This is a genomic window from Pseudomonas flexibilis (assembly GCF_000802425.1).
In the GTDB taxonomy this organism is placed as follows: Bacteria; Pseudomonadota; Gammaproteobacteria; order Pseudomonadales; family Pseudomonadaceae; genus Serpens; species Serpens flexibilis.
Map to the genome: position 1 here is coordinate 1 of NZ_JRUD01000005.1, position 23,239 is coordinate 23,239.

Genomic DNA, 23,239 nt, shown 5'->3' on the forward strand with positions numbered 1-23,239 from the left:
TATTCTCATTCTTAATGTTAGCACAGACTCACGACAACTCGACATAAGGTGTCTCCGGCAGCGCCGTATTGGAATAAGCGCCACCACCCAGACTCTGCAGCGGGAGGCGAATCATACAGCGCCAAACGACACTGTCAACCCCACCTCGACCAGCAGCCCGCTTCCTCTAGCGAGCCCTACCAGGCAGATCAGAACATCCAACTCGTTGATTTACAAGGAGTTTTCAGCAGCTCTGCGCTGGAAGTGGGCGCATTATAGGGCGCCATAATCTCCCGTCAACGGTTATTTGTAGTTTTATTACAAAAGTTCGTTCGAAGACGCCTAAGGCGTTCTCACAGCATGGGGTTGCTTGCAAAGCGCTCGGCAAGCGCGGGAATGGTCAGGCTGGGATCACACCCGCATTCACCGGAAGGGCAGTTCCATCGGCCACATGCGATCCGAGATAGCCAAACATCTGGCGGTCGCGATCAATGACGCGTGCTCCGGCACTCCCTGGTGATCGATACTCGCCCAAGCACCTATCTATTGCTTGGAAATGCAAACTGCGCCGCTTCGTGACTGGCCCGTTGCGGCCATTTCTGGGTGATCGCCTTGCGCCGTGTATAGAACCGCACGCCATCCGGGCCGTAGGCATGCAGGTCGCCAAACAGCGAACGCTTCCAGCCACCGAAGCTGTGATAGGCCACCGGCACCGGCAGCGGTACGTTCACACCGACCATACCGACCTCCACCTCCTCACAGAACAGCCGGGCCGCCTCGCCGTCGCGGGTGAAGATGCAGGTCCCGTTGCCGTATTCGTGAGCGTTGATCAGCTGTATGGCCTGCTCCAGACTGCCGACCCGCACGATGCACAGTACCGGCCCGAAGATCTCCTCCCGGTAGATGCGCATGTCAGGCATGACACGGTCGAACAGGCAGCCTCCCAGGAAGAAACCCTGCTCATGTCCAACGACCGACACATTCCGCCCATCAAGCACCAGCTCCGCCCCGGCCGCGACACCGTCTTCGATATAGGAAAGCACCTTCTCCCGTTGAGCCGCGGTTACCAAGGGTCCCATGTCCATGCCGCATTCCGTGCCGGCCCCCACCTTCAGCGCTTGAATCTGCGGTACCAGCTTTGCCACCAGCGCATCGGCGACCTGATCGCCGACACATACCACCACCGAGATGGCCATGCAGCGCTCGCCGCACGAGCCGTATGCCGCGCCCATCAGTGCGCTGACCGCATTGTCCAGATCCGCATCGGGCATCAGCACCGCATGGTTCTTCGCCCCACCCAGCGCCTGCACCCGCTTGCCGCGCCGAGTACCCTCCGTATAGATGTGCTCGGCCACCAGCGTCGAGCCGACAAAGCTCAAGGCCTTGATTTCCGGTGCCTCGATCAGCGCATCCACCGCGGCGCGATCCCCGTGCACTACATTGAGGACGCCTTTGGGCAATCCGGCCTGCAGCATGAGCTCGGCCACATACATAGCTGAGCTGGGATCCCGCTCGGAAGGCTTGAGGATGAAGCAGTTGCCGCAGGCGATGGCCAGCGGATACATCCACAGCGGCACCATGGCCGGAAAGTTGAACGGCGTGATGCCCGCCACGATGCCGAGCGGCTGAAAGTCGCTCCAGGCGTCAATGTTCGGCCCCACGTTGCGGCTGTATTCACCCTTGAGCAGCTCCGGCGCGCCACACGCATACTCGACATTCTCGATGCCGCGCTGCACTTCCCCGGCGGCATCCTCGAGAGTCTTGCCATGTTCCTCGCTGATCAGCCGGGCGATCTCGTCGCGGTGCTCGTCAAGCAGTTGCTTGAAAAGGAACAGCACCTGGGCCCGTCGGGCAGGGGGCGTATTGCGCCACACCGGAAAGGCCGCCGCGGCAGCCGCAACGGCCTGCTGCACCGTGGCGTGATCAGCCAGCGATACCCGGCGAATTGCCAGCCCGCGTGACGGGTCAAAAACCTCCGCGGTGCGTTCGCCGAGCACCCGTTCGCCGTTGATCAGATGTGCAATGACTGACATGAGCGGCTCCTAATCCAGTCCATTGAGGGTTTCGCCGACCGCGTCGAACAACCGGTCGAGGTCGGCCGGACGGGCATTGAAGGTCGGGCCGAACTGCAGCGTGTCGCCACCAAAGCGCACATAGAAGCCCGCCCGCCACAGGCGCATGCCGGCCTCGAACGGGCGCACGATGGCATCGCCGTCGCGCGCAGCCAGCTGGATCGCCCCGGCCAGGCCGCAGTTGCGGATATCCACCACATGCCGGGCACCCCTTACCCCGTGCAACACCTGTTCAAAGTGGGGCGCCAGCTCGGCAGCCTGCTGGACCAGGTTTTCACCCGCCAGCAGGTCCAGGGTGGCCAGCCCGGCGGCGCAGGACACTGGGTGGGCCGAATAGGTATAGCCATGAGCAAACTCCACGGCGTGCTGCGGCAACACCTGCTCCATGAAGGTCCGGTAGACCTCCTCGCTGGCCACCACCGCGCCCAGCGGCACCGCACCATTGGTGAGCTGCTTGGCAAGGTTCATCAGATCCGGCGTCACGCCGAAGTACTGCGCACCACTGTAGGTGCCCAGGCGGCCGAAGCCGGTGATCACCTCATCGAAGATCAGCAGGATGTCGTGCTGGTCGCAGATCTCGCGCAACCGCTGCAGATAACCGGTGGGCGGCACCAGTACGCCGGCGGAGCCGGACATCGGCTCGACGATCACCGCCGCGATGTTCGAGGCATCGTGCAACTCGATCAGCTTGAGCAACTCGTTGGCCAGTTCCACGCCACCGCTGTCGGCCATGCCCCGGGTGAACGCCAGGTGCGGTTGCAAGGTGTGCGGCAGATGATCGGCTTCCAGTAGCTGGCCGAACATCTTGCGATTGCCACCGATACCGCCCAGCGAGGTGCCAGCGATATTCACACCGTGGTAGCCGCGCGCTCGACCGATCAGCCGCGTCTTGCTCGGCCGTCCCTTCAGCCGCCAGTAGGCGCGCGCCATCTTCACCGCCGTGTCGGCGCACTCGGAACCGGAGTTGGTGAAAAACACATGATTCAACGGGCCGGGCAGGTGGTCGGCGATCCGCTCTGCCAACTGGAATGACAGGGGATGGGCGAACTGAAAGCCCGGCGAATAGTCCAGGGTGCCCAGCTGGTGCGCCACTGCGGCCTGGATCTGCGCCCGGCAGTGGCCGGCCCCGCAGGTCCACAGGCCCGACAGACTGTCATAGACCTGCCGACCCTCGCTGTCGGTCAGCCAGCTGCCCGAGGCGCCGACGATCAGGCGCGGGTCTTGCTGGAACTGACGGTTGGCGGTGAACGGCATCCAGTGGGCATCCAGTTTCAACTGGCTGGCTACCGGGGCGGTGACGCTTTGATGGAGATTCATCGCAAGCCTCGCAAAGGACCAGAACCGCCTGAACAGCATGGCGCTTGCCGTCGACATTGCCAGCGACCTAAAGTCCGTTAAATACCGATATTCCGGAGCTCACTTCACTCATGGCTAAACAATGACCACAGTTCGGTCCCTCCCCCTGCCCCAGGTCACCGATTTCGATCTGCGCCTGCTGCGACTGTTTCGCAATGTGGTGGAGAGCGGCGGTTTTTCGGCCGCGGAAAGCGTGCTGGGCATCGGCCGCTCGGCGATCAGCCAGCAGATGGCCGACCTGGAGCAGCGGCTCGGACTGCGCCTGTGTCAGCGCGGCCGTGCCGGCTTCGCCCTGACAGAAGAAGGCCGCGAGGTCTACCAGGCGGCCCTGCGCCTGCTGGGGGCTGTGGAAGGCTTTCGCGACGAGGTCAATGCGCTGCATCGCCAGTTGCGCGGCGAGCTGCACATCGGCCTGCCGGACAACCTCGTGACCCTGCCGCAGATGCGCGTAACCCATGCATTGGCCCGTCTCAAGGCGCGCGGTCCGGACATACACATCCACATCCGCATGATCCCGCCGGCGGAAGTGGAACAGGGGGTGCTGGATGGACGCCTGCAGGTCGGCGTGGTGCCGCAGGCCGGCGCGCTGGCCGGGCTCGACTACCAGCCGTTGTACGCGGAACGCTCCCTGCTCTACTGCGCCGCCGGTCACCCACTGTTCGCCCTGGAGGATACGGCCATCGACGACGCCCTGCTGGAGCGCCAGGAAGCCATCGCCCCGACCTTCCGCCTGCCACCGGATGTGCAGCCCCACTACCGCGCGCTGCGCTGCACCGCCAGCGCCTCGGATCGCGAGGGCATGGCCTTCCTGATCCTCACGGGCTGCTACATCGGCTATCTGCCGGAACACTATGCCCGGCAATGGGTGGAAGCCGGTCGGCTGCGGGCACTCAAGCCCCGGGAACGCTTCCACGATCTGCCGCTGGCGGTGGTCACCCGCAAGGGGCGACGCCCTCAGCTGATTCTCGACGAGTTTCTCGCGGCACTGGCCGCCACCGGGGACACGCCCACATGACCTGGACCCTGAGTGCACCCTGCGATTACCAGGAAGACATCCGCAAGAGCCGCTTTGTCGCCCTGGCCGCGCCAGTCACCGACGCAGCTGCCGCGCAGGCCTTTATCGCGGCCCACAGTGCCGCGGATGCCACTCACAACTGCTGGGCCTGGAAGATCGGTCAGCAGTACCGCTTCAACGATGACGGAGAGCCCGGCGGCACCGCCGGGCGACCGATCCTGGCCGCCATCGAGGGACAGGATTTCGATCAGGTGGCGGTGCTGGTGACCCGCTGGTATGGCGGCATCCTGCTCGGCACCGGCGGTCTGGCGCGCGCCTATGGCGGCTGCGCTGCGAAATGCCTGCAGGCGGGCCAGCGCCAACCACTGATCGAGCGCATCGACCTGCGCTGCCGCTGTGAATTCGCCGAGCATGCCCGCGTCCGCCAGCGCCTCATGGATTGCGGCGCGCTGCTCGATGGGGAGGATTTTCTGAGCGAGGGGGTGGAGCTGCGCTTCCGGCTGGCGCCCGACCGGCGGGAAACCCTGCAGCGGCAATTGGCCGACCTGAGTCGCGGCCGCATCCACCTGCAGGAAACATGACCTGAGTCGGGTGCCGCAACGCTGCCCACGCTGCGGCACCCGGCCCGTCAGTGGCCGTGGTGGTGGCCGCCCTGCATGGCGGGCGCCATGTGCCGCACCGGGACTTCCACGGTGAGCTCGCCGGCCTTTTCGAAACGCAGGGTCAGCGGGAACTGCTCGCCGTCCTTCAGTTGGCGGGGCAGTTCGAGCAGCATCACGTGGTAACCGCCCGGCTGAAAGCTCACCTCGGCGCCCGCCGGCAGCGGAATCCCGCCGGCCACTTCACGCATCTGCATCACGCCGCCGACGTGGGCGTGCTCGTGCAGTTCGGCCTTCCCCGCGATCGGAGTGGCGGCGCCGACCAGGCGATCGGCACCGGCACCCGTGTTATGCAGCACGAGGTAGGCGGCGGCCGCCGGGGCGGTGGGCGGCATGGCCCGCGACCAAGGCTGCTCGACCCGGATATCCTGAGCCTGCGCCCAGGCGGTGGATAGACAAAGCGCCGCACCCAGCAGCGCGCGTTGAAATTTCAGCATGTGAACACCTTGATCGAATGAAGGAGAGGTAATGACCGGAAGTAAGAGGTCGCGATCAAGGTGCGCGGGGACACGCCAGGGTGTAACGGCGACGTGAACGCCGAACGGCACGCCCCGCCAGCAGGAGAAGCCCGGTTCCCGCCAGCATCGGTCCATCCGCGTTCCAGCCGCCATCGCTCGCCCCGGGGTTCTGACACAGCGGACAGCTCCAGTCACCCAGCGGTTCGGCGTCCTCTGCCGGAGACGCATCGAAGCGCGCGCTGTCACTGGAGCAGAAACCGCCCGCCAAGCCACTCAGTGCCAGTGCGCTGGACTGGCCGTGACGCAAGCCGCACAAATGCAGGCTCAGCAGCACGCTCAGGCACAGCGTCCAAAGCAGCAGGGGATGAGGTCGACGGGTGGCAATCATGCGCGCGACTCTACCAGCCACGGGCGCGACTGCAAGGCCACCCCTGAGCGACGTGATGTCACGGGGCCTCGGCCGACAGCTCGCCCCGGAGCACCCCGGCCAGCTCTTCGAGGATCGCCGGATCGTCGATGGTGGCCGGCGGCGCGTAAGGCTCGCCAGCCGCGATCTTGCGCAGCACCGCACGCAGGATCTTGCCCGAACGCGTCTTCGGCAGCCGGCGCACCACCCGCACCTGCTGGAAACAGGCCAGCGCGCCGAGCTCCTCGCGCACCCTGGCCACCAGTTCGGCCTGCAGAGCAGCCGGATCGATCGCGACCCCTTCCTTGCAGACCACCAGCGCAAGGGGCAGCTGTCCCTTGAGGTCGTCCGGCACACCGATCACCGCGCATTCGGCCACCGCCGGATGACGCGCCACCCGGTCCTCCATCTCCCCGGTGGACAGGCGATGGCCGGCGACGTTGATGACATCATCGGTGCGGCCCATGACGTAGACGAAGCCGTCGGCGTCCAGGTAGCCGCCATCGCCAGTCAGGTAATGCCCGGGCACCGCCTGCAGATAGGCCTGCCGGTAGCGCTCAGAATCGTTCCACAGCGTCTGCGCGCACCCCGGCGGCAACGGCAGCGAGACCACGATGGCGCCCTCCTGACCCGCGTCCAGCAGCTCGCCCTCCTCGTTCACCACCAGCACGTGGTAGCCCGGCACTGCCGCGTTGCTGGAGCCAACCTTGCGCCGATAGTCCGCCAGCCCCACGCAGGGCGCGGTCACCGGCCAGCCGGTCTCGGTCTGCCACCAATGGTCGTGCACCGGCCGGGCGGTCTGCTCCTCGAGCCACTGGTGCGTGCTGGAATCCAGCCGCTCGCCGGCCAGGAACAGCGCGCGCAACGAACTCAGGTCGTGGCGCGCGAGCCGTTCGCCAGACGGGTCTTCCTTGCGCACCGCGCGAATGGCGGTCGGCGCACAGGTCAACGCATTAACCCGGTACTCCTCGATCACCCGCCAGATCGCCCCGGCATCCGGCGTGCGCACCGGCTTGCCCTCGTAGAACACCGTCGCGCAACCGGCCATCAGCGGGCCGTAGACGATCATCGAATGGCCGACCACCCAGCCGATGTCCGACAGCCCCCACCAGACGTCGCCCGGCCGCATGCCGTAGACCCGTTCGAAGCAGTAGCGCAGCGCCACCGCGTGGCCGGCGTTGTCGCGCACGATGCCCTTCGGCCGCCCCGTGGTGCCCGAGGTGTAGAGGATGTACAGCGGATCGCCGCCGAGCACCGGCACTGGCTCCACAGGCGATGCCTGTGCCACCTGTTGCGCCCAGTCCAGATCGCACCCCCCGCGCAATTGCGCCGGCGCCTGCGGACGCTGCAGCACCATCACCCGTTGCGGCGGATGCTCGGCCAGCGCCAGCGCCGTTTCCACCAGCGGCTGGTAGGGAATGACCCGGTCGAACTCGATGCCGCAGGAGGCCGTGAGCAACAGCTTCGGCCGCGCATCGTCGATGCGCACCGACAATTCCTGAGGCGCGAAGCCGCCGAACACCACCGAATGCACCGCCCCCAGGCGCGCGCAGGCCAGCATGGCCATGGCCGCCTCCGGCACCATGGGCATGTAAATGACCACCCGGTCGCCCTTCTCCACTCCCAACGCGCGCAACGCACCAGCCAGCCGGGCGACCTCGTCGCGCAACTGGCGGTAGCTGTACTGACGCTTCACGTCGCTGACCGGCGAATCGTAGAGCAGCGCGGGCTGTTCACCCCGGCCGTTCTCGACATGCCGGTCCAGCGCCAGATAGGCAGTGTTGAGTAGCGCATCGGCAAACCAGCGGTGCGTCCCATCGTCCAGCGCACGCAGGGTTTCGCGCGGCGCCCGGAACCAGTCCAGATCACGGGCCTGCTCGGCCCAGAAGTCGGCGGGCTCCGCCAGTGAACGCCGGTAATCCTGTGGATAACTCATGGATGTCTGCCTCGCCGCCACGCCCTTGATGGCTTCGAGTATGGTTCGCCACCGGACGCTCGCCAGGCCTGCTTAGGTCGGGATGGGAAAGCGCTATCAGCGAGCTTCTACCTGGCCGCTGTACCAGGCCAGCAGCGCCGCCAGCAGCGCGCAGCCGGCGATCACCAGGGCCATCGGCAGCGCGCTGCCATCATGCAGCACGCCAACCAGCGCACTGGCCAGCGCCGCCACGGCAAACTGCAGACTGCCCATCAAGGCCGAGGCACTGCCCGCCTGGCCGCCCTGGCGCGCCATCGCGCAGGCGGCGGCGTTGGGCAGGATGCAGCCCAGGCAGCCCATGGCGAGGAACAGCGGCAGCATCAGCAGCCAGAGCGGCGCGCGCCAGGCCGCAAACAGCAGCAGCAACAAAGCGCAGAACAGGAACAGAGCGCTCAGCCGGCGCAGCCAGAATCCCGGGCCGCGGAAGCGCATCAGCCAGGCGTTCACCTGGGCGGCGAGGATGAAGCCGGCGGCATTGACGCCGAACAGCCAGCCGTAGTGCTCGGCGGGCACGCCGTACAGTTCGATGAACACGAACGGCGAGCCGGCCACGTAGGCGAACATGGCGGAGATCGACAGCCCGCCTGTCAGGGCGAAGGTGAGGAACTCGCGGTCACGGAACAGTCCCAGGTAACGGCCCAGGCTACCGCGTAGCGGCAAGCGCTCGGCGCCGGCCGGCAGGGTTTCCGGCAGCCAGCGGTACAGCGCCAGGCCGACCAGCGCACTGAACAGCGTCAGGCTGTAGAAGATCGACTGCCAGCCGAACAGCTGCAGCAATAGACCGCCGGCGAGCGGTGCGAGAATCGGCGCCACCCCCATGACCAGCATCAGCTGCGAGAACACCTTGGCGGCGTCGCGTGGCTCGCAGAGATCGCGCACCACCGCGCGTGACACCACCATGCCGGCGCAACCGCCCAGTGCCTGGGCCAGGCGCGCGGCGATCAGCGCGTCGAGGCTCGGCGCCAGCGCGCAGGCCAGCGACGACAGCACGAACAGCGTCACGCCGAACAGCAGCGGCCCGCGCCGGCCGTAGCGGTCGGCCAGGGGCCCGTAGATCAGCTGGCCGAACGCCAGGCCGATGAAATACACCGCCAGCGACTGCTGCACATGCTCGACGTCGGTGCTGAACGCCTGAGCCAGGGCGGGAAAACTGGGCAGATAGAAATCGATGGCCAGCGGCCCGAAGGCCGACAGGGCACCCAGAATCAGCAGCAGACGAATGGGCATGAGCTACATATTCCTGACTGGAGCGCGCCGCGAGGCTGCGACTCTCTTACATACATTGACGTTTGTAAATCATGAATCGACAATGCCGCCTCCTTTCTTGCTGCCGAGGCCCCGGACCCACCCCATGCGTCGAACCAAAGAAGATGCCGAGAAGACCCGCGCCGCCATTCTGAACGCCGCCGAACAGCTGTTTCTCGAGCGCGGGGTGGCGCACACCAGTCTGGAGCACATTGCCCGGGCCGCCGGGGTCACCCGGGGCGCCGTCTACTGGCACTTCCAGAACAAGGCCGACCTGTTCACCGCCATGCTCAACCAGGTGCGCCTGCCGCCCGAGCAGATCGCCGAGAAACTCAGCGCCGATCCGCAGCTGTCGCTGGGCTCGCTGCGCGACATGTGCGTCAGCGGCCTGCAGATTCTGGTGCAGAACGAGCAGAAGCGACGCATCCTCACCGTGCTCATGCAGCGCTGCGAGTTCACCGACGAGTTGCGTCCGGCCGAGGAACGTCACAACCAGTTCGTCAATCAGTTCATCGCCATCTGCGAGCGCCTGCTGGAGGACTGCGAACGCCTTGGCCAATTGCATCCGGGCATCAACGCCCACCAGGCCTCGCGGGCGGTGCATGGCCTACTGATCGGCCTGATCGGCGACTGGTTGCGCGACCCGCAGCAGTTCGACCCGGAGACCGATGCCGGCCCCATGTTCGATGCACTGTTCCGCGGACTGATTCGCGAGCGCGCCTGAACGGTGGAACGCTTGACCTTGCCACGAGGTCAAGGTCGAGCATAGGGTCACTCGCAAGGAGGAACCCATGTCCGCCACCCTCGATTTCCCCATCAGCGGCATGACCTGCGCCAGCTGCGCCGGTCGGGTCGAACGCGCCCTGAACAAGCTCACCGGCGTGCGCCACGCCGAAGTCAACCTGGCCAGCGAACGCGCCCGCGTCGAAACCGACGGCGCCACGCTGGACGAGCTGATCGCCGCCGTCGAGCGCGCCGGCTACCAGGTGCCGGCGCGCAGCCTGGAGCTCGCCATCACCGGCATGACCTGCGCCAGCTGCGCCGGGCGCGTCGAACGCGCGCTGGGCAAGGTGCCCGGCGTGCGCGCCGTCAGCGTCAACCTGGCCGGCGAGCGCGCCCATCTGCAACTGGTCGGCGAGGTGCGCGACGCCACGCTGATCGCCGCCGTCGAGAAGGCCGGCTACCAGGCCAGCCTGGCGGCCCGCGACAGCACCGACGGGGCAGACGCCGAGCGGCGCCTGCGCCGCGAACGGCTGGCGGTGATCCTCGCCCTTTTGCTGGCCGCGCCGCTGGTGATCCCGATGTTCGGCGATCTGCTGGGCCAGCACTGGATGCTGCCGGCCTGGGCGCAGTTCCTGCTCGCCACACCGGTGCAGTTCGTGCTCGGTGCGCGCTTCTACCGGGCCGCCTGGAAGGCCGTGCGCGCCGGTAGCGGCAACATGGACCTGCTGGTGGCCATGGGCACCAGCGCCGGCTACGGCCTGAGCCTCTACCAGTGGTGGGCCGCCCCGGCCGGGCAGATGCCGCACCTGTATTTCGAAGCTTCGGCGGTGGTCATCGCCCTGGTGCTGCTCGGCAAGTACCTGGAAAGCCGCGCCAAGCGCCAGACCAGCGCGGCCATCCGCGCCCTGGAAGCCCTGCGCCCGGAACGCGCCCGGCGCCTGGTGGACGGTCGCGAGGAGGAGGTGCCCCTTGCCCAGTTGCGGGTCGGCGATCTGGTGGTGGTGCGCCCGGGCGAACGCTTCCCGGTGGATGGCGACGTGGTCGAGGGCGAAAGCCAGGCCGACGAGGCGCTGATCAGCGGCGAAAGCCTGCCGGTGGCCAAGCAGCCCGGCAGCACGGTCACCGGCGGCGCCATCAATGGTGACGGTCGCCTGCTGGTGCGTACCCAGGCCGTCGGGGCGGAAAGCGTGCTGGCGCGCATCATCCGCCTGGTGGAAGACGCCCAGGCCGCGAAGGCGCCGATCCAGCGCCTGGTCGACCGCGTCAGCGAGGTGTTCGTGCCGGCCGTGCTGGTCATCGCCCTGCTCACCCTGGGCGGCTGGCTGCTGGCCGGCGCCGCGCTGGAAACCGCGCTGATCAACGCCGTGGCGGTGCTGGTCATCGCCTGCCCGTGCGCCCTGGGCCTGGCCACCCCGGCGGCGATCATGACCGGCACCGGCGTGGCGGCCCGCCACGGCATCCTGATCAAGGACGCCGAAGCCCTGGAGCGCGCCCACGCGGTGACGGTGGTGGCCTTCGACAAGACCGGCACCCTGACGTCCGGCCGGCCGCGCGTCGTGCATCTGCACGCCGTGGACGGCGACGAGGCCGAGCTGCTGCGCCAGGCCGGCGCCCTGCAGCGTGGCAGCGAACACCCGCTGGCCCGCGCGGTGCTCGACGAGTGCGCCGAGCGTCAGTTGCAGGTGCCGGAGATCCGCGCCAGCCAGGCCCTCGGCGGACGCGGCATCGCCGGCGAGCTGGACGGCCGGCGCCTGGCCCTGGGCAACCGCCGGATGCTGGAGGAACAGGGCCTGCAGCCGGGCGCCCTGGCCGCGCAGGCCGCCGACTGGGAAGCCGAGGGGCGCACCCTCTCCTGGCTGATCGAAACGGCGCCGCAGGCGCGCGTGCTGGGCCTGTTCGCCTTCGGCGACACGCTCAAGGACGGCGCTGCCGCCGGCGTGGCCGCCCTGCAGCAACGTGGCATCCACACCCACCTGATCAGCGGCGACAACCGCGGCAGCGCCCACAGCGTGGCGAAGCAGCTGGGCATCGAGCAGGTGCACGCCGAAGTGCTGCCGGCTGACAAGGCCGCCGAAGTCGCGCGCCTCAAAGGCCACGGCGCGGTGGTGGCCATGGTCGGCGACGGCATCAACGACGCCCCGGCGCTGGCCGCCGCCGACGTGGGCATCGCCATGGGCGGCGGCACCGATGTGGCCATGCACGCCGCCGCCATCACCCTGATGCGCGGCGACCCGCGCCTGGTGCCGGCGGCCCTGGAGATCAGCCGGCGCACCTACGCGAAGATCCGCCAGAACCTGTTCTGGGCGTTCATCTACAACCTGATCGGTCTGCCGCTGGCAGCGCTGGGCTTCCTCAGCCCGGTGGTGGCCGGCGCGGCCATGGCGCTGTCCAGCGTCAGCGTGGTGAGCAACGCGCTGCTGCTCAAGCGCTGGAAACCCGAGGAGTAAGGCGATGAACATCGGTCAGGCGGCAAAGCACAGCGGGTTGTCGGCGAAGATGATCCGCTACTACGAATCCATCGGCCTGCTGCGCCCGGCCGGGCGCAGCGCCAGCGGCTATCGCACCTACGGCACGGACGACCTGCATCGCCTGGGCTTCATTCGCCGCGCGCGGGATCTGGGCTTCTCCCTGGAGGAAGTGGGCCGCCTGCTGAGCCTCTGGCAGGACCGCCAGCGCGCCAGCGCCGACGTGAAGGCCCTGGCCAGCGCCCATGTGCAGGAACTGAACCGCAAGATCGCCGAGCTCAGCGAGCTGCGCGACACCCTGCAATCCCTGGTGGAGCATTGCCACGGCGATGACCGGCCGGACTGCCCGATTCTCAGCGAGCTGGAATCGGGCCCGTGCTGCTCCACAAAACAGGCGAGCTGATGCTCAGCCGCGCAGCCAGGGCGGCGTAGGTTCTTCCAGGCCGACCGGCGCGTCCGCCTCGGCCAGCGCCGCCTGGCGCCGGGCCTGATCGGCCAGGGCCGCCTTGATCTCGCGCAGCACGGCATCCAGGTCGGCTTCCTCCTCCGGCTCGGCGAACTCGCCGGTCAGCATGCTCTGCGGGGTCAGCTCACCCTGTTCATAGAGCGCCCACATTTCCTGGGCGTAACGGGTGTGCAGGAGTTCAGGCGCGTATTGGCCGAAATACTCGGCCATGTTGGTGACATCGCGCTCCAGCATGCGGAAGGCGTGGTTGTTGCCGGCGGCATCGACCGCCTGGGGCAGGTCGATGATCACCGGGCCGTCCGGGTCGAGTAGCACGTTGAATTCAGACAGGTCGCCATGCACCAGTCCGGCGCAGAGCATCTTGACGATTTCGCCGATCATCACGCCATGCAGCTCGCGGGCGTCCTCGGCGCTCATGTCGACATCGTTCAGGCGCGGTGCGGCATCGCCCTCGCCGTCGCTGACCAGCTCCATCAGCAGCACGCCATCGACGAAGTCGTAGGGCTTGGGCACGCGCACACCGGCGCTGGCCAGCCGGAACAGGGCGGAGACCTCGGCGTTCTGCCAGGCCTCCTCGCGCTCGCGCCGACCATGCTTCGAGCCCTTGGCCATGGCCCGCGCGTCGCGGCTGTTACGCACCTTGCGGCCTTCCTGGTATTCGGCGGCCTGGCGGAAGCCCCGCTTGTTGGCCTCCTTGTAGACCTTGGCGCAGCGCAGCTCGTCGCCACAGCGCACCACGTACACGGCGGCTTCCTTACCGCTCATCAACGGGCGCAGGACCTCGTCGATCAGGCCATCTTCCAGCAGGGGTTCGAGACGTTTCGGGGCTTTCATGCGCAGGCGGCGGGCTCGGTGAAAAGATGGGCCGACTTATACGGCATTGCGGGAGGCTGCGGCTATTCGCAGCCTCCCGGCGGTGGCACACAGGTTCGTCAGGACAGACTCAGCTGGCCTGGGACTGCAGGTAGTTCTGCAGGCCGATGCGGTCGATCAGCCGCAGTTGCTGCTCCAGCCAGTAGGCGTGGTCTTCCTCGGTGTCGTGCAGCTGCGCCACCAGCAGGTCGCGGCTGACGTAGTCGCCCGCCTGCTCGCACAGTTCGATGCCCTTGGCCAACGCGGCGCGCACCTTGTATTCCAGCGCCAGGTCGCTACGCAGCATGGCCGGCACGTCGGCGCCGGGGTGGATGGCTTCCGGTGTCATATCCGGGCTGCCTTCCAGGAACAGGATGCGCTGCAGCAACACGTCGGCGTGCTGGGTCTCCTCTTCCATTTCGTGATTGATGCGCTCGTACAGTTTGGTGAAGCCCCAGTCGGCGTACATGCGCGAATGCAGGAAATACTGATCACGCGCGGCCAGCTCGCCCTTGAGCAGGACTTTCAGGTAATCGACGACGTTCGCTTGGCCTTGCATGGTTCAACTCCTCGGGCGTCCACGGCTCTGACTGTCCCGGCAAGCTTCGGCTTGTGCCGCCCCCAGGTCAAGCCGCGCTTACCCACAAAGCCTGGGGATAACCCCGTGGAGAAGCTGTCCACCGTACCCGTGCAGCCCGTAGGCTGCGGGGGCCGCCAGCAAATCGTGCACTTATTGCCCAAGTGCTTGTTGGACAAGGGAAAATCACAACGCCGGATTGGCTCGGAGCAGCCGACCTTACCCACAAAGCCTGGGGATAACTCCGTGGAGAAGCTGTCGACCAGGGCGGTGCGGGCCCGTGCTGGCGGGCCCTTGCCTCAGATTGTGCAGGTTTTCGCCAAGTCAGCTTTCCAGGATGGCGACCACCCCCTGACCGCCAGCGGCGCAGATCGAGATCAGCCCGCGCTTGCCGGGGCCGGCCTGGTGCAGCAGTTTGGCCAGGTTGGCGACGATACGCCCACCGGTAGCGGCGAACGGGTGACCAGCGGCCAGCGAGCTGCCCTTCACGTTGAGCTTGCTGCGGTCGATCGCGCCCAGCGGCGCGTCCAGCCCAAGGCGCGTCCTGCAGTACTCGGCATCCTCCCAGGCCTTGAGGGTACACAGCACCTGGGCGGCGAAGGCTTCGTGGATCTCGTAGAAGTCGAAGTCCTGCAGGCGCAGGCCATGGCGGGCCAGCAGGCGGGGTACGGCATACACCGGCGCCATCAGCAGTCCTTCGGCACCCTGCACGAAATCCACCGCTGCCGCCTCGCCGTCACAGAACCAGGCAAGGATCGGCAGGCCGTGCGCCTTGGCCCATTCCTCGCTGGCCAGCAGCACCACCGAGGCGCCATCGGTCAGCGGCGTGGAGTTGGCCGCGGTGAGGGTACCGCGACCGTTCTTCTCGAACACCGGCCTGAGGGTGGCCAGCTTGTCCAGGTCGATGTCCGGGCGCAGGTTCTGGTCGCGGCTCAGGCTGGCGAACGGGGTCAGCAGGTCGGCATGCCAGCCATCGGTATAGGAGGCCGCCAGCTTGCGGTGGCTTTCATAGGCCAAACGGTCCTGCTCGTCGCGAGGGATCTGCCAGTGCTGCGCCATGCGCTCGCAGTGCTCGCCCATCGACAGCCCGGTGCGCGGCTCGCCGTTGCGCGGGATATGCGGCGCCAGGTGGCGCGGGCGTACCTTGAGCAGGCTCTTGACCTTGTCGGCGGTGGACTTGCCGCGATTGGCTTCGAGCAGGATGCGCCGCAGCCCCTCGTTGACGCCGATCGGCGCGTCCGAGGTGGTGTCCACACCGCCGGCGACGCCGCAATCGATCTGTCCGAGGGCGATCTTGTTGGCCACCAGGATGGCCGCTTCCAGGCCGGTGCCGCAGGCCTGCTGGATATCGTAGGCCGGCGTTTGCGGCGACAGGCGTGAGCCGAGCACGCATTCGCGGGTCAGGTTGAAGTCCTGCGAGTGCTTGAGCACTGCGCCGGCGACCACCTCGCCGAGGCGTTCGCCATGCAGGTTGAAGCGCTCGATCAGGCCTTCCAGGGCGGCGGTGAGCATCTCCTGGTTGCTGGCGGTGGCGTAGACGGTGTTGGAACGGGCGAACGGGATGCGGTTGCCGCCAACGATGGCGACCCGGCGCAGCTGGGCCATGAACGGACTCCTGGAGAAGGTGAAAGGCGGCTGTAGGCTAGCGGCCCGGACAGACGTCGCATTGGCCGCCTCGCCGGCTGACCGGTCAGTCCGGTCAATGCGGGCTGCGCGCCAGCCGGTAGAGTGCACGCCATTCTGCCTTCTACCGGAGTCTTTCCCATGTCCGACCGCTACCTGGAATTCGCCAACTCCACCCTCGGCCGCCGCCTGGTCGGTGCTGTCGGCCTTCCGCGTCCGATCCGTCTGGAGCGCTGGGCCAGTGGTCGTTCGCGGCCGGTGGACGGGGCGATCCTGCTCGGCGGCGGCTTGCTCGCCAGCACGCTGGCCGGCAGCCTCAAGCGCCTGAGCAGCGAGCTTTACGCCGACCGCGATGGCCTCGGCGAGCTGCCGCGCTGGCCGGGCGCGAGCCCGCTCAAGGCACTGGTGTTCGATGCCAGCGACCTGGACAGCCCGGAGCGCCTGGGCGAGCTGCGCCGCTTCTTCCAGCCCGCGCTGGCCCAGCTCGACAGCTGCCCGCACATCCTCGTGCTGGGCCGCGCCCCGGAAAGCCTCAAGGACCCGTTCGCCGCCAGCGCCCAGCGCAGCCTGGAAGGCTTCACCCGCTCACTGGGCAAGGAAGTGCGCCGGGGCGGCACCGTGCAGTTGCTATACGTCGCCGAGGGTGCCGAGGATCAGTTGGAAGGCGCGCTGCGCTTCTTCCTCTCACCGAAGAGCGCCTACGTGTCCGGCCAGGTGCTCCGCCTGCAGGCCAATCGCGCCCAGGTAAAGGACTGGAGCCGCCCGCTGGCCGGCAAGCGCGCGCTGGTCACCGGCGCCTCGCGCGGCATCGGCGCGGCCATCGCCGAAACCCTGGCCCGTGACGGCGCCGACCTGCTGCTGCTCGACGTGCCGCAGGCCGGCACCGCGCTGGAAACCTTGGCCGCGCGCCTGGGCGGGTGCGCCCTGGCGCTGGACATCTGCGCCGACGACGCACCGCAACGGCTGGTCGAGGCGCTGCCGGATGGTGTGGATATCGTGGTGCACAACGCCGGCATCACCCGCGACAAGACCCTGGCGAAGATGAGCGAGGAACAATGGGATGCGGTGATCGCCGTCAACCTGCGCGCACCGCAGCGGCTGACCCAGGCGCTGCTGGACGCCGGGACCCTGCATGACGACGGTCGCGTGGTGCTGATCGCCTCGATCAGCGGCATCGCCGGCAACCTCGGGCAGACCAACTACGCGGTGAGCAAAGCCGGGCTGATCGGCCTGGCACAGGCCTGGGCGCCGCTGCTGGCGCCGCGCGGCATCACCCTCAACGCGGTGGCGCCCGGTTTCATCGAAACCCAGATGACCGCCGCCATTCCGCTGACCATCCGCGAGGCTGGCCGGCGCATGAACGCCCTCAACCAGGGGGGCCTGCCACAGGACGTGGCCGAGGCGGTCGCCTGGCTGGCCCAGCCGAGCAGCGGCGCGGTCACCGGCCAGGTATTGCGGGTCTGCGGGCAGAGCCTGCTGGGCGCCTGAGCGAACCTGCACGGCGTGGCGCTGCGCTCGGCTGACTTTCGAGATCAGGACACCCGTGCGGCGGCCTTGCCGCGACGGCGGAACTCCACCGGGGTTTCGCCGACCCAGCGCTTGAAGGCGCGGTAGAAGGTGCTCGGCTCGGAGAAGCCAGTGCGTTCGACGATCACCTCGATACGCTCGTCGGTCTTGAGGAGCAGCTCCTTGGCCAGCCGGCAGCGGTAGTCGGTGACCAGGTCATTGAAGCGCACCCCCGCCAGCGACAGGCGCTCACGCAAGCGCCGCGTCGGCATCTGCAGGCGCGTCGCCACCTGCTCAAGGGTCGGCCCGCCGTCCAGCAGCAGCTCGCCGATCAGTTCACGCACCTGGCGCACCAGGTCCAGACGCTCGACTTCGTGCAACTGGCGACGCGCCAGCGACTCGTGCATGCGCAGCAGATCCGGTGCGGCATGCCGCGAAGGACGTTCCAGCACCGCGGCGTCGAACACCAGTGCATAGCGCGACGCGCCCAGACGGGCCGGGCAGCCATACACCTCGGCATACCGTTCGGCGGGAGCGCCCTGCCCATGCATGAACTGCACCTCCAGCGGTCGGAACTGGCCGTCGGTCAGCGCCGAGAACAGACGGATCGCCGCCCCCGCCAGCATTTCCGGGAAGTGACGGGAGACGTCTGGCGTCCCCCCCATCACCAACACGGCCTGGCCGTCAGCAGCTTCCAGGCCGGCGGACAGGGTGTCGGAAAGCAGCCGTGCATAACGCAGCGCATGGCGCAGGCCATCGCCAAAGGTGGGACTGGAGAGAAACAGATATTCGAGCAGCAGGCCGTGATAGGGCGCCAGGTGCGCCACCAGATGCAGGCCCACATGCTCTTCGCCACAGGCTTCCGCGCAGGCCTGCCAGAAGGGTGCCTGGGCACTGTGGGGAAACCGCCCCTGTGGCAGGCCTTGCGCGGGCAGACCCAACTGGGCCAGAACCGGAGCCGGATCGACACCACTGGCACGCAGGGCCTCGATCACCGGGCGCAGCAGCGCCGCGTCATCGGTCAGATCTCGCATCGTCATTTTTGGTTTTTCTTGTGAGGCGTGACGCCCGCATCTTAGACAGCTTTTTGCCAGCTGCTCAAGGCGACGGCACTGCGGAATGGCTGCTGCGTCACCGTTGCGCGACAGCCTGGCCAATGCCACCACCGGCAAAGCCCGGGAACCTGTGCGGTCATCGGATTCAAGGAGAGCCCCGATGCTGACCGACTGGCAAGAATTGCCCCGTGCCCCCGCCCTGCCCGGGCTGTTCGTTCGCGCCGCCCTGCGCCGGGGCAACCGGGGCCGCACGCTGCCTGGGCTTGGCCTGGCCTGTAGCCTGAGCGTGGACGCCGACAACCTGGCCCGCTACCGCGCGCTGTGCGGATTCGCCGACGACGGCCGTCTGCCGCCCACCTACCCGCATATCCTGGCCTTCGCCCTGCAGATGAAGCTGCTGACCGCCAGCGATTTCCCCTTTCCGCTGCTCGGCCTGGTGCATCTGGAAAACCGCATCCGTGTGCTGCGCACCCTCGGCGGACTGGGCCCGTTCCGCGTCAGTGTCCACACCGAGCGGCTGCTGCCCCACGAGAAGGGCGTCACCTTCAGCATCATCACCCGCCTGGAAGACCAGCTCGGCCTGCTCTGGGAAGGCGACAGCCGCATCCTCTATCGCGGTCTGCGCCTGGACGGCACACCGCAACCTCGGGTCGAGCCGCAGCCCCTGCCTCTGGAGGAGATCGCCCATTGGCGGGCACCGGCGGACATCGGCCGGCGCTACGCGCGCGTCGCCGGCGATTTCAATCCGATCCACCTCGCCGCGCCGACCGCCCGGCTGTTCGGCTTCCCCCGAGCCATCGCCCACGGCCTGTGGAACAAGGGCCGCGCGTTGGCTGCCCTGGGCGAACGCTTGCCGGACAGCGGTTACGAGGTGGAGGTGCGCTTCCAGAAGCCGGTGCTGCTACCGGCCGAGGTGCGCCTTCTGGCCAGCACCCCGGCACCGGAGGGCCAGTTCGCACTGCGTGGCCGTGATGACCTGCCGCATATGAGCGGCGCCTGGCGGCCCATCGAAACGCCAAGGTAAGGTGGGCCGGACCGCGCCTTCCTATCCGCGGCGAGCAACCCGCAAGCAGCGTGCCCACCGCCTGGCGGCCAGATGAAGCGTTATCCACCCTACGAAACTCAGCCAGGCACTGGCCCTGTAGGGCCGGCTTTACGCCGGCCAGGGGATCCAAAACCCGAACCACCGCATCTCCGGCCGGGATAAACCGGCTCCACCAACAGCCGACGGCGCTCCGCGGCGCCGGGCTTATCCCCGCCGGCATCTTCCGGGATAATCCCCGGCTCGCACTCCGGAGCCGCCATGAACCTCGACGCCCTCACCGCCCGCCTGCACGCCATCCGCGACGCCAACGACTGGCGGCGCTTCCACAGTCCGAAGAACCTGAGCATGGCCGCCAGCGTGGAAATGGCCGAGCTGGTGGAGATCTTCCAGTGGCTGGGCGAGGACGAGTCGCGCCACCTGTCGCCACAGCAACTGGAACATGCCGGCCAGGAAATCGGCGACGTGGTGCTCTACCTGCTGTTGCTGTGCGCCGAGCTCGGCCTGGACATGGACCAGGTGGTGCGCGCCAAGCTGGCCGATACCGAACGGCGTTACGGAAAATGAGCGACCGCCACTTCGACGAACTGGCGACGCGCTTCGCCGAGAAGATCTATGGCGGCGCCAAGGGCGCCATCCGCCTCGCCGTGCTGCAGGCCGATCTGGCCGAGGTGCTGCCGTCCCGCCCGCTGCGCGTGCTCGACGTCGGCGCCGGGCTCGGCCACATGAGCCTGTGGCTGGCCGGCCAGGGCCACGCGGTGACCCTCGCCGAACCGGCCGCGCCGATGCTCGACGGCGCCCGCGAGCGCTTCGCGGCGGCGCAGCTGCCGGCGCAGTTCCTCCAGGCCTCCTGGCAGGAGCTGGCGACGCAGGCCCACGAGCCCTACGACCTGGTGCTCTGCCACGCCGTGCTGGAATGGCTGGCCGAGCCGGCCGCCATCCTTGCGCCGCTGCGCCAGCTGACCGCCGAAGACGGCTGGCTGAGCCTGGCGTTCTACAACCGCGACGCGCTGATCTACCGCAACCTGCTCAAGGGCCACTTCCGCAAGCTGCGCAAGGAGCAGTTCGCCGGCGAAGGGCAAAGCCTGACCCCGCAGCGCCCCCTCGATCCGCGCGAGCTGGAGGCGCAGCTGGCACCGCACTGGCGCGTCGAGGCGCGCAGCGGCGTGCGCGTGTTCCACGACTACATGCCCGCCGAGTTCCAGGGCAAGGCCACCCTCGAAGACCTGCTGGAGATGGAGCTGACCTATCGTCGCCATCCGGCCTTCGCCGGGCTGGGTCGCTATCTACACTGGATGTGTCGCCCCGTTGTATGACCGTGCGGGGCCCGGGAGTCATGTATGCCCCGTTCAGTCCTGCTGGTCCTGTATGCGCTGCTGGTCGCCTGCCAGACAACCAGCAGCACCTCTCCCACCTCATGGCCGGCGCAAGCCGGCGCCGACAGCCCGGATGTCGTCCAGCCCGCCCCCGGGGCGTATTACCCGAAGCCCCCGCGTGATTACGCTGCCTACCGCACCTGGCGATGGCAACAGGAGCCGACCGGCAGCGCCCACTACAGCGCCGCACAGGTCCGCGACGCCGTTACCGCCGAGCTGGAACGGCTCGGGCTGCGTGAACGCCACGACGCCAGCGCCGACCTGACGGTCTGGGCCGAGCTGTTCCAGACCAGCCGCCTGCAACAGGTCGTCGAGCCTTACGGCGGCAGCCAGGGTTTTGCACCTCACGTCGGCGCCTTCGGTGGCGGATGGAACGCCATGCCCAGGGTCTACGCCTATCGGCGCAACATACTGGTCTTGAACCTGGAGCTGCGCGACAGTGACGATGGCCAGGCGGTCTGGCGTGGCCATGGCGAGTCCCCCGTCGATGGCGCCGACCGAACCAGGCTATACCAGGCCGCGCGCAGAGCGCTGTCCGGCTTTCCGCCGTAGACTGACCGGCGTCACCGAACCGGAGGTTAACCGCCATGCCGTACCGCCTCTTGCTGATTCCGCTGCTTATGGTGCTCGGCGCCTGCCAGAGCACCATGGAGCTGGATTACGACCCCACCCGCGACTTCGCCGCCTACCGCAGCTGGAGCTGGCAGGAGCCCGCGGTGCGCTACCGTCCGGACGATCCGGTGATCAAGAGCGACCTGACCGAGCAGCGCATTCGCGAAGCCGTCGGCCAGCAACTGGAACAACGCGGCCTGCGTCAGGCGACCAGCGGCCAGGCCGACCTGAAGGTGCAGGCCTGGTTCAGCGTCGAGCGTCGCCAGGACAGCTACACCACCTACTACGGCGGCATGTTCATGGGCTACCCGAGCGGCTGGTGGGGCGGCCCGAGCTACGCGCAGACGAACCAGTACGAATACCGGGTGGGCATCCTGCAGGTCGACCTGTTGGATGGACGCGATGGCCGGCTGGTGTGGCGCGGCAGTGACGAGCAGGTGCTATCGCGCGGCCAGCAAAGCCCGAGCGAGCGCGCGACGCTGATTCATGAAACGGCGGCGCGGGTGCTCAGCCAGTATCCGCCGCGCGCCCGCTGACGGAGGCGACATGGACAGTCGCGACGTGCTGATCCTGGTCAGCAGCGGACCGAGCACCCCGGCCCGCTGCGCCGCGCCCTTCCATATCGCCACGCTGCTGGCCTGCATGGACGCCCGGGTCACGCTGTTCCTCACCGGCGAAGCCACGCAGCTGGCGCGGCGCGAGGTGGCTGAAACCCTGCGCCCGATGGCCGAGGGCGAAACCGTGCTGCACTTCATCCGCCAGGCCAGACAAGCCGGCGCGCGTCTGCTGATGTGCCGTCAGCCGGGCGTGGCGCTGGACGAGGCCGCGCTGATCGAGGAGCTGGACGAAATCTCCAGCGGCGGCGAGCTGGCCCGGCTGATTCTCGAAACGGAAAAGGTACTGAGCCTGTGAATATCCACGGACTGGAGTTCCCCAACGACCTCCATTACGCCCCGACGCTGGGCCTGTGGCTGCGCGAGGAGGCGGACGGACAATTGACCCTCGGAGTGAACGCGTACGGCTGCGCGCTGTACGGCGAGATCTTCGCCTTCACCCCCAAACGCCTCGGCGCGCGCATCGAGGAAGGGCGCAGCTTCGGCGTGCTGGAATTCGCCAAGGCGGCCACCTCCTCGCGTTGCCCGCTGGGCGGCGAACTGAGCGCGGTCAACGAAGCCCTGGAGCAACGCCCGGCGCTGATTCATCGCGATTGCTACGGCGCCGGCTGGCTGGTGCGCCTGCGCCCGGACGACTGGCCCACGCAGCGCCAGCGCTTTCCCCAGGGCGACGCGGCCCGCGCGGCGCTGGAGGAGCAGATGCGCCTGGATGGCTTCGATCCGGACAACCCGGCGGTGCAGGCGTTGAAGTGGAAGTGAGATGGCGTGTGGGATGGCGCCAGCTGGATCGCGGCTGAAGCCGCTCCTACAGATCCTGTGCTTTGTAGGAGGGGCTTTAGCCGCGACGGGGCCAGCACGAAAGCGTCGCGGCTAAAGCCCCTCCTACAACAGCGGCAGCGACAGGTGTAGGGCCGGGTTTATCCCGGCCGACCGGGGTGTGAACTAACCGACGCGCCGTCGGCCGGCGTAAAGCCGGCCCTACAAGGTTCCATCCAAAAACATCTCGGAGCGCGTAGGGCGGTCAGCGCCGTTCTGGCCGCCGTTGGCACCCGCACCGAATTGGCGGAAGGCAGTAGGAGTCGAACCTACCCGGGAGCGGCTGCCGCCCCCAACCGGGTTTGAAGCCCGGCCGCGCCACCGGACACGCTTGCCTTCCAGGCTCG

Annotated in this window: 23 protein-coding genes and 1 tRNA gene; 13 read left to right on the forward strand and 11 right to left on the reverse strand. The window is 67.8% G+C overall.

Annotated features, from left to right (window positions below):
* Nucleotides 1–518 precede the first annotated feature (518 nt).
* Together SF06_RS04435 and aptA are read right to left on the reverse strand one after the other, a co-directional pair.
* Nucleotides 519–2,012: a CoA-acylating methylmalonate-semialdehyde dehydrogenase gene (locus SF06_RS04435; protein ID WP_039560143.1), complete on the reverse strand. Its 1,494-nt coding sequence runs from the start codon at nucleotides 2,010–2,012 to the stop codon at nucleotides 519–521.
* Between the two features lie 9 nt (nucleotides 2,013–2,021).
* Complete coding sequence (gene aptA / locus SF06_RS04440; protein WP_039560144.1) at nucleotides 2,022–3,368, reverse strand: omega-aminotransferase AptA; 1,347 nt, start codon at nucleotides 3,366–3,368, stop codon at nucleotides 2,022–2,024.
* Between the two features lie 121 nt (nucleotides 3,369–3,489).
* Between aptA and SF06_RS04445 the strand changes: the two genes are divergently transcribed.
* Both SF06_RS04445 and SF06_RS04450 read left to right on the forward strand, forming a co-directional pair.
* Nucleotides 3,490–4,422 (forward strand): LysR family transcriptional regulator, encoded by a 933-nt coding sequence (locus SF06_RS04445; RefSeq protein ID WP_027590582.1) that lies wholly within the window; start codon nucleotides 3,490–3,492, stop codon nucleotides 4,420–4,422.
* Nucleotides 4,419–5,003 carry an IMPACT family protein gene (locus SF06_RS04450; RefSeq protein ID WP_039560145.1) on the forward strand — a complete coding sequence of 195 codons (585 nt, stop codon included), beginning with the start codon at nucleotides 4,419–4,421 and terminating at the stop codon, nucleotides 5,001–5,003. Before SF06_RS04445 ends, SF06_RS04450 begins: the two co-directional genes overlap by 4 nt.
* Nucleotides 5,004–5,050: 47 nt before the next feature.
* Here SF06_RS04450 and SF06_RS04455 read toward each other — a convergent pair whose 3' ends face one another.
* The 4 genes from SF06_RS04455 to SF06_RS04465 all read right to left on the reverse strand — a co-directional run bounded on the left by SF06_RS04455 (nucleotide 5,051) and on the right by SF06_RS04465 (nucleotide 9,147).
* Nucleotides 5,051–5,518 carry a copper chaperone PCu(A)C gene (locus SF06_RS04455; RefSeq protein WP_039560146.1) on the reverse strand — a complete coding sequence of 156 codons (468 nt, stop codon included), beginning with the start codon at nucleotides 5,516–5,518 and terminating at the stop codon, nucleotides 5,051–5,053.
* 55 nt (nucleotides 5,519–5,573) lie between these two features.
* Complete coding sequence (locus SF06_RS18255) at nucleotides 5,574–5,927, reverse strand: DUF2946 family protein (RefSeq protein WP_139326752.1); 354 nt, start codon at nucleotides 5,925–5,927, stop codon at nucleotides 5,574–5,576.
* Nucleotides 5,928–5,985: 58 nt separating this feature from the next.
* Nucleotides 5,986–7,881, reverse strand: a complete 1,896-nt coding sequence (locus tag SF06_RS04460) for a propionyl-CoA synthetase (RefSeq protein ID WP_039560147.1) — start codon at nucleotides 7,879–7,881, stop codon at nucleotides 5,986–5,988.
* Between the two features lie 96 nt (nucleotides 7,882–7,977).
* On the reverse strand, nucleotides 7,978–9,147 hold the full coding sequence (locus tag SF06_RS04465; RefSeq protein ID WP_039560148.1) for a Bcr/CflA family multidrug efflux MFS transporter: 1,170 nt from the start codon (nucleotides 9,145–9,147) through the stop codon (nucleotides 7,978–7,980).
* A gap of 124 nt (nucleotides 9,148–9,271) precedes the next feature.
* Here SF06_RS04465 and SF06_RS04470 point away from each other — a divergent pair, with 124 nt between their 5' ends.
* The 3 genes from SF06_RS04470 to cueR all read left to right on the forward strand — a co-directional run bounded on the left by SF06_RS04470 (nucleotide 9,272) and on the right by cueR (nucleotide 12,756).
* A complete protein-coding gene (locus tag SF06_RS04470) occupies nucleotides 9,272–9,889 on the forward strand; it encodes a TetR family transcriptional regulator (protein WP_039560149.1) in 618 nt (205 codons plus the stop codon).
* 67 nt (nucleotides 9,890–9,956) lie between these two features.
* Nucleotides 9,957–12,335: a heavy metal translocating P-type ATPase gene (locus SF06_RS04475; RefSeq protein WP_039560150.1), complete on the forward strand. Its 2,379-nt coding sequence runs from the start codon at nucleotides 9,957–9,959 to the stop codon at nucleotides 12,333–12,335.
* A gap of 4 nt (nucleotides 12,336–12,339) precedes the next feature.
* Nucleotides 12,340–12,756: a Cu(I)-responsive transcriptional regulator gene (cueR, locus tag SF06_RS04480; protein ID WP_027590589.1), complete on the forward strand. Its 417-nt coding sequence runs from the start codon at nucleotides 12,340–12,342 to the stop codon at nucleotides 12,754–12,756.
* 3 nt (nucleotides 12,757–12,759) lie between these two features.
* Here cueR and SF06_RS04485 read toward each other — a convergent pair whose 3' ends face one another.
* From SF06_RS04485 to SF06_RS04495, 3 genes are all read right to left on the reverse strand, one after another.
* Nucleotides 12,760–13,653, reverse strand: a complete 894-nt coding sequence (locus tag SF06_RS04485) for a PA4780 family RIO1-like protein kinase (RefSeq protein ID WP_039560151.1) — start codon at nucleotides 13,651–13,653, stop codon at nucleotides 12,760–12,762.
* Nucleotides 13,654–13,762: 109 nt separating this feature from the next.
* Nucleotides 13,763–14,230 (reverse strand): bacterioferritin, encoded by a 468-nt coding sequence (gene bfr, locus SF06_RS04490; protein WP_027590591.1) that lies wholly within the window; start codon nucleotides 14,228–14,230, stop codon nucleotides 13,763–13,765.
* Nucleotides 14,231–14,572: 342 nt separating this feature from the next.
* Nucleotides 14,573–15,853, reverse strand: a complete 1,281-nt coding sequence (locus SF06_RS04495) for an acetyl-CoA C-acetyltransferase (RefSeq protein ID WP_039560152.1) — start codon at nucleotides 15,851–15,853, stop codon at nucleotides 14,573–14,575.
* A 159-nt stretch (nucleotides 15,854–16,012) separates the two neighbouring features.
* On the opposite strand from SF06_RS04495, the gene SF06_RS04500 reads away from it, so the two are divergent.
* Complete coding sequence (locus SF06_RS04500; RefSeq protein ID WP_039560153.1) at nucleotides 16,013–17,359, forward strand: 3-oxoacyl-ACP reductase; 1,347 nt, start codon at nucleotides 16,013–16,015, stop codon at nucleotides 17,357–17,359.
* A 44-nt stretch (nucleotides 17,360–17,403) separates the two neighbouring features.
* Here the strand turns inward: SF06_RS04500 and SF06_RS04505 are convergent, their stop codons facing one another.
* Nucleotides 17,404–18,411 carry an AraC family transcriptional regulator gene (locus SF06_RS04505; RefSeq protein ID WP_027590594.1) on the reverse strand — a complete coding sequence of 336 codons (1,008 nt, stop codon included), beginning with the start codon at nucleotides 18,409–18,411 and terminating at the stop codon, nucleotides 17,404–17,406.
* Nucleotides 18,412–18,592: 181 nt separating this feature from the next.
* Between SF06_RS04505 and SF06_RS04510 the strand changes: the two genes are divergently transcribed.
* The 7 genes from SF06_RS04510 to SF06_RS04540 all read left to right on the forward strand — a co-directional run bounded on the left by SF06_RS04510 (nucleotide 18,593) and on the right by SF06_RS04540 (nucleotide 22,835).
* Nucleotides 18,593–19,456, forward strand: coding sequence for a MaoC family dehydratase (locus SF06_RS04510; protein ID WP_039560154.1), 864 nt, complete (start codon nucleotides 18,593–18,595; stop codon nucleotides 19,454–19,456).
* Between the two features lie 279 nt (nucleotides 19,457–19,735).
* Nucleotides 19,736–20,041 carry a MazG-like family protein gene (locus SF06_RS04515; RefSeq protein WP_027590596.1) on the forward strand — a complete coding sequence of 102 codons (306 nt, stop codon included), beginning with the start codon at nucleotides 19,736–19,738 and terminating at the stop codon, nucleotides 20,039–20,041.
* Complete coding sequence (locus SF06_RS04520; protein WP_039560155.1) at nucleotides 20,038–20,790, forward strand: methyltransferase domain-containing protein; 753 nt, start codon at nucleotides 20,038–20,040, stop codon at nucleotides 20,788–20,790. Before SF06_RS04515 ends, SF06_RS04520 begins: the two co-directional genes overlap by 4 nt.
* Nucleotides 20,791–20,814: 24 nt before the next feature.
* Nucleotides 20,815–21,402, forward strand: coding sequence for a DUF4136 domain-containing protein (locus SF06_RS04525; protein WP_052199712.1), 588 nt, complete (start codon nucleotides 20,815–20,817; stop codon nucleotides 21,400–21,402).
* 35 nt (nucleotides 21,403–21,437) lie between these two features.
* Nucleotides 21,438–21,998, forward strand: coding sequence for a DUF4136 domain-containing protein (locus SF06_RS04530; protein ID WP_039560156.1), 561 nt, complete (start codon nucleotides 21,438–21,440; stop codon nucleotides 21,996–21,998).
* 10 nt (nucleotides 21,999–22,008) lie between these two features.
* Nucleotides 22,009–22,374, forward strand: coding sequence for a DsrE family protein (locus tag SF06_RS04535; RefSeq protein ID WP_039560157.1), 366 nt, complete (start codon nucleotides 22,009–22,011; stop codon nucleotides 22,372–22,374).
* The gene (locus tag SF06_RS04540) at nucleotides 22,371–22,835 is read left to right on the forward strand and encodes a glycine cleavage system protein H (RefSeq protein ID WP_039560158.1); all 465 of its coding nucleotides are present in this window, start codon (nucleotides 22,371–22,373) and stop codon (nucleotides 22,833–22,835) included. Before SF06_RS04535 ends, SF06_RS04540 begins: the two co-directional genes overlap by 4 nt.
* A 301-nt stretch (nucleotides 22,836–23,136) precedes the next feature.
* On the opposite strand, the gene SF06_RS04545 is transcribed toward SF06_RS04540, so the two are convergent.
* A tRNA-Sec gene (locus SF06_RS04545) sits at nucleotides 23,137–23,232 on the reverse strand.
* Nucleotides 23,233–23,239 lie beyond the last annotated feature (7 nt).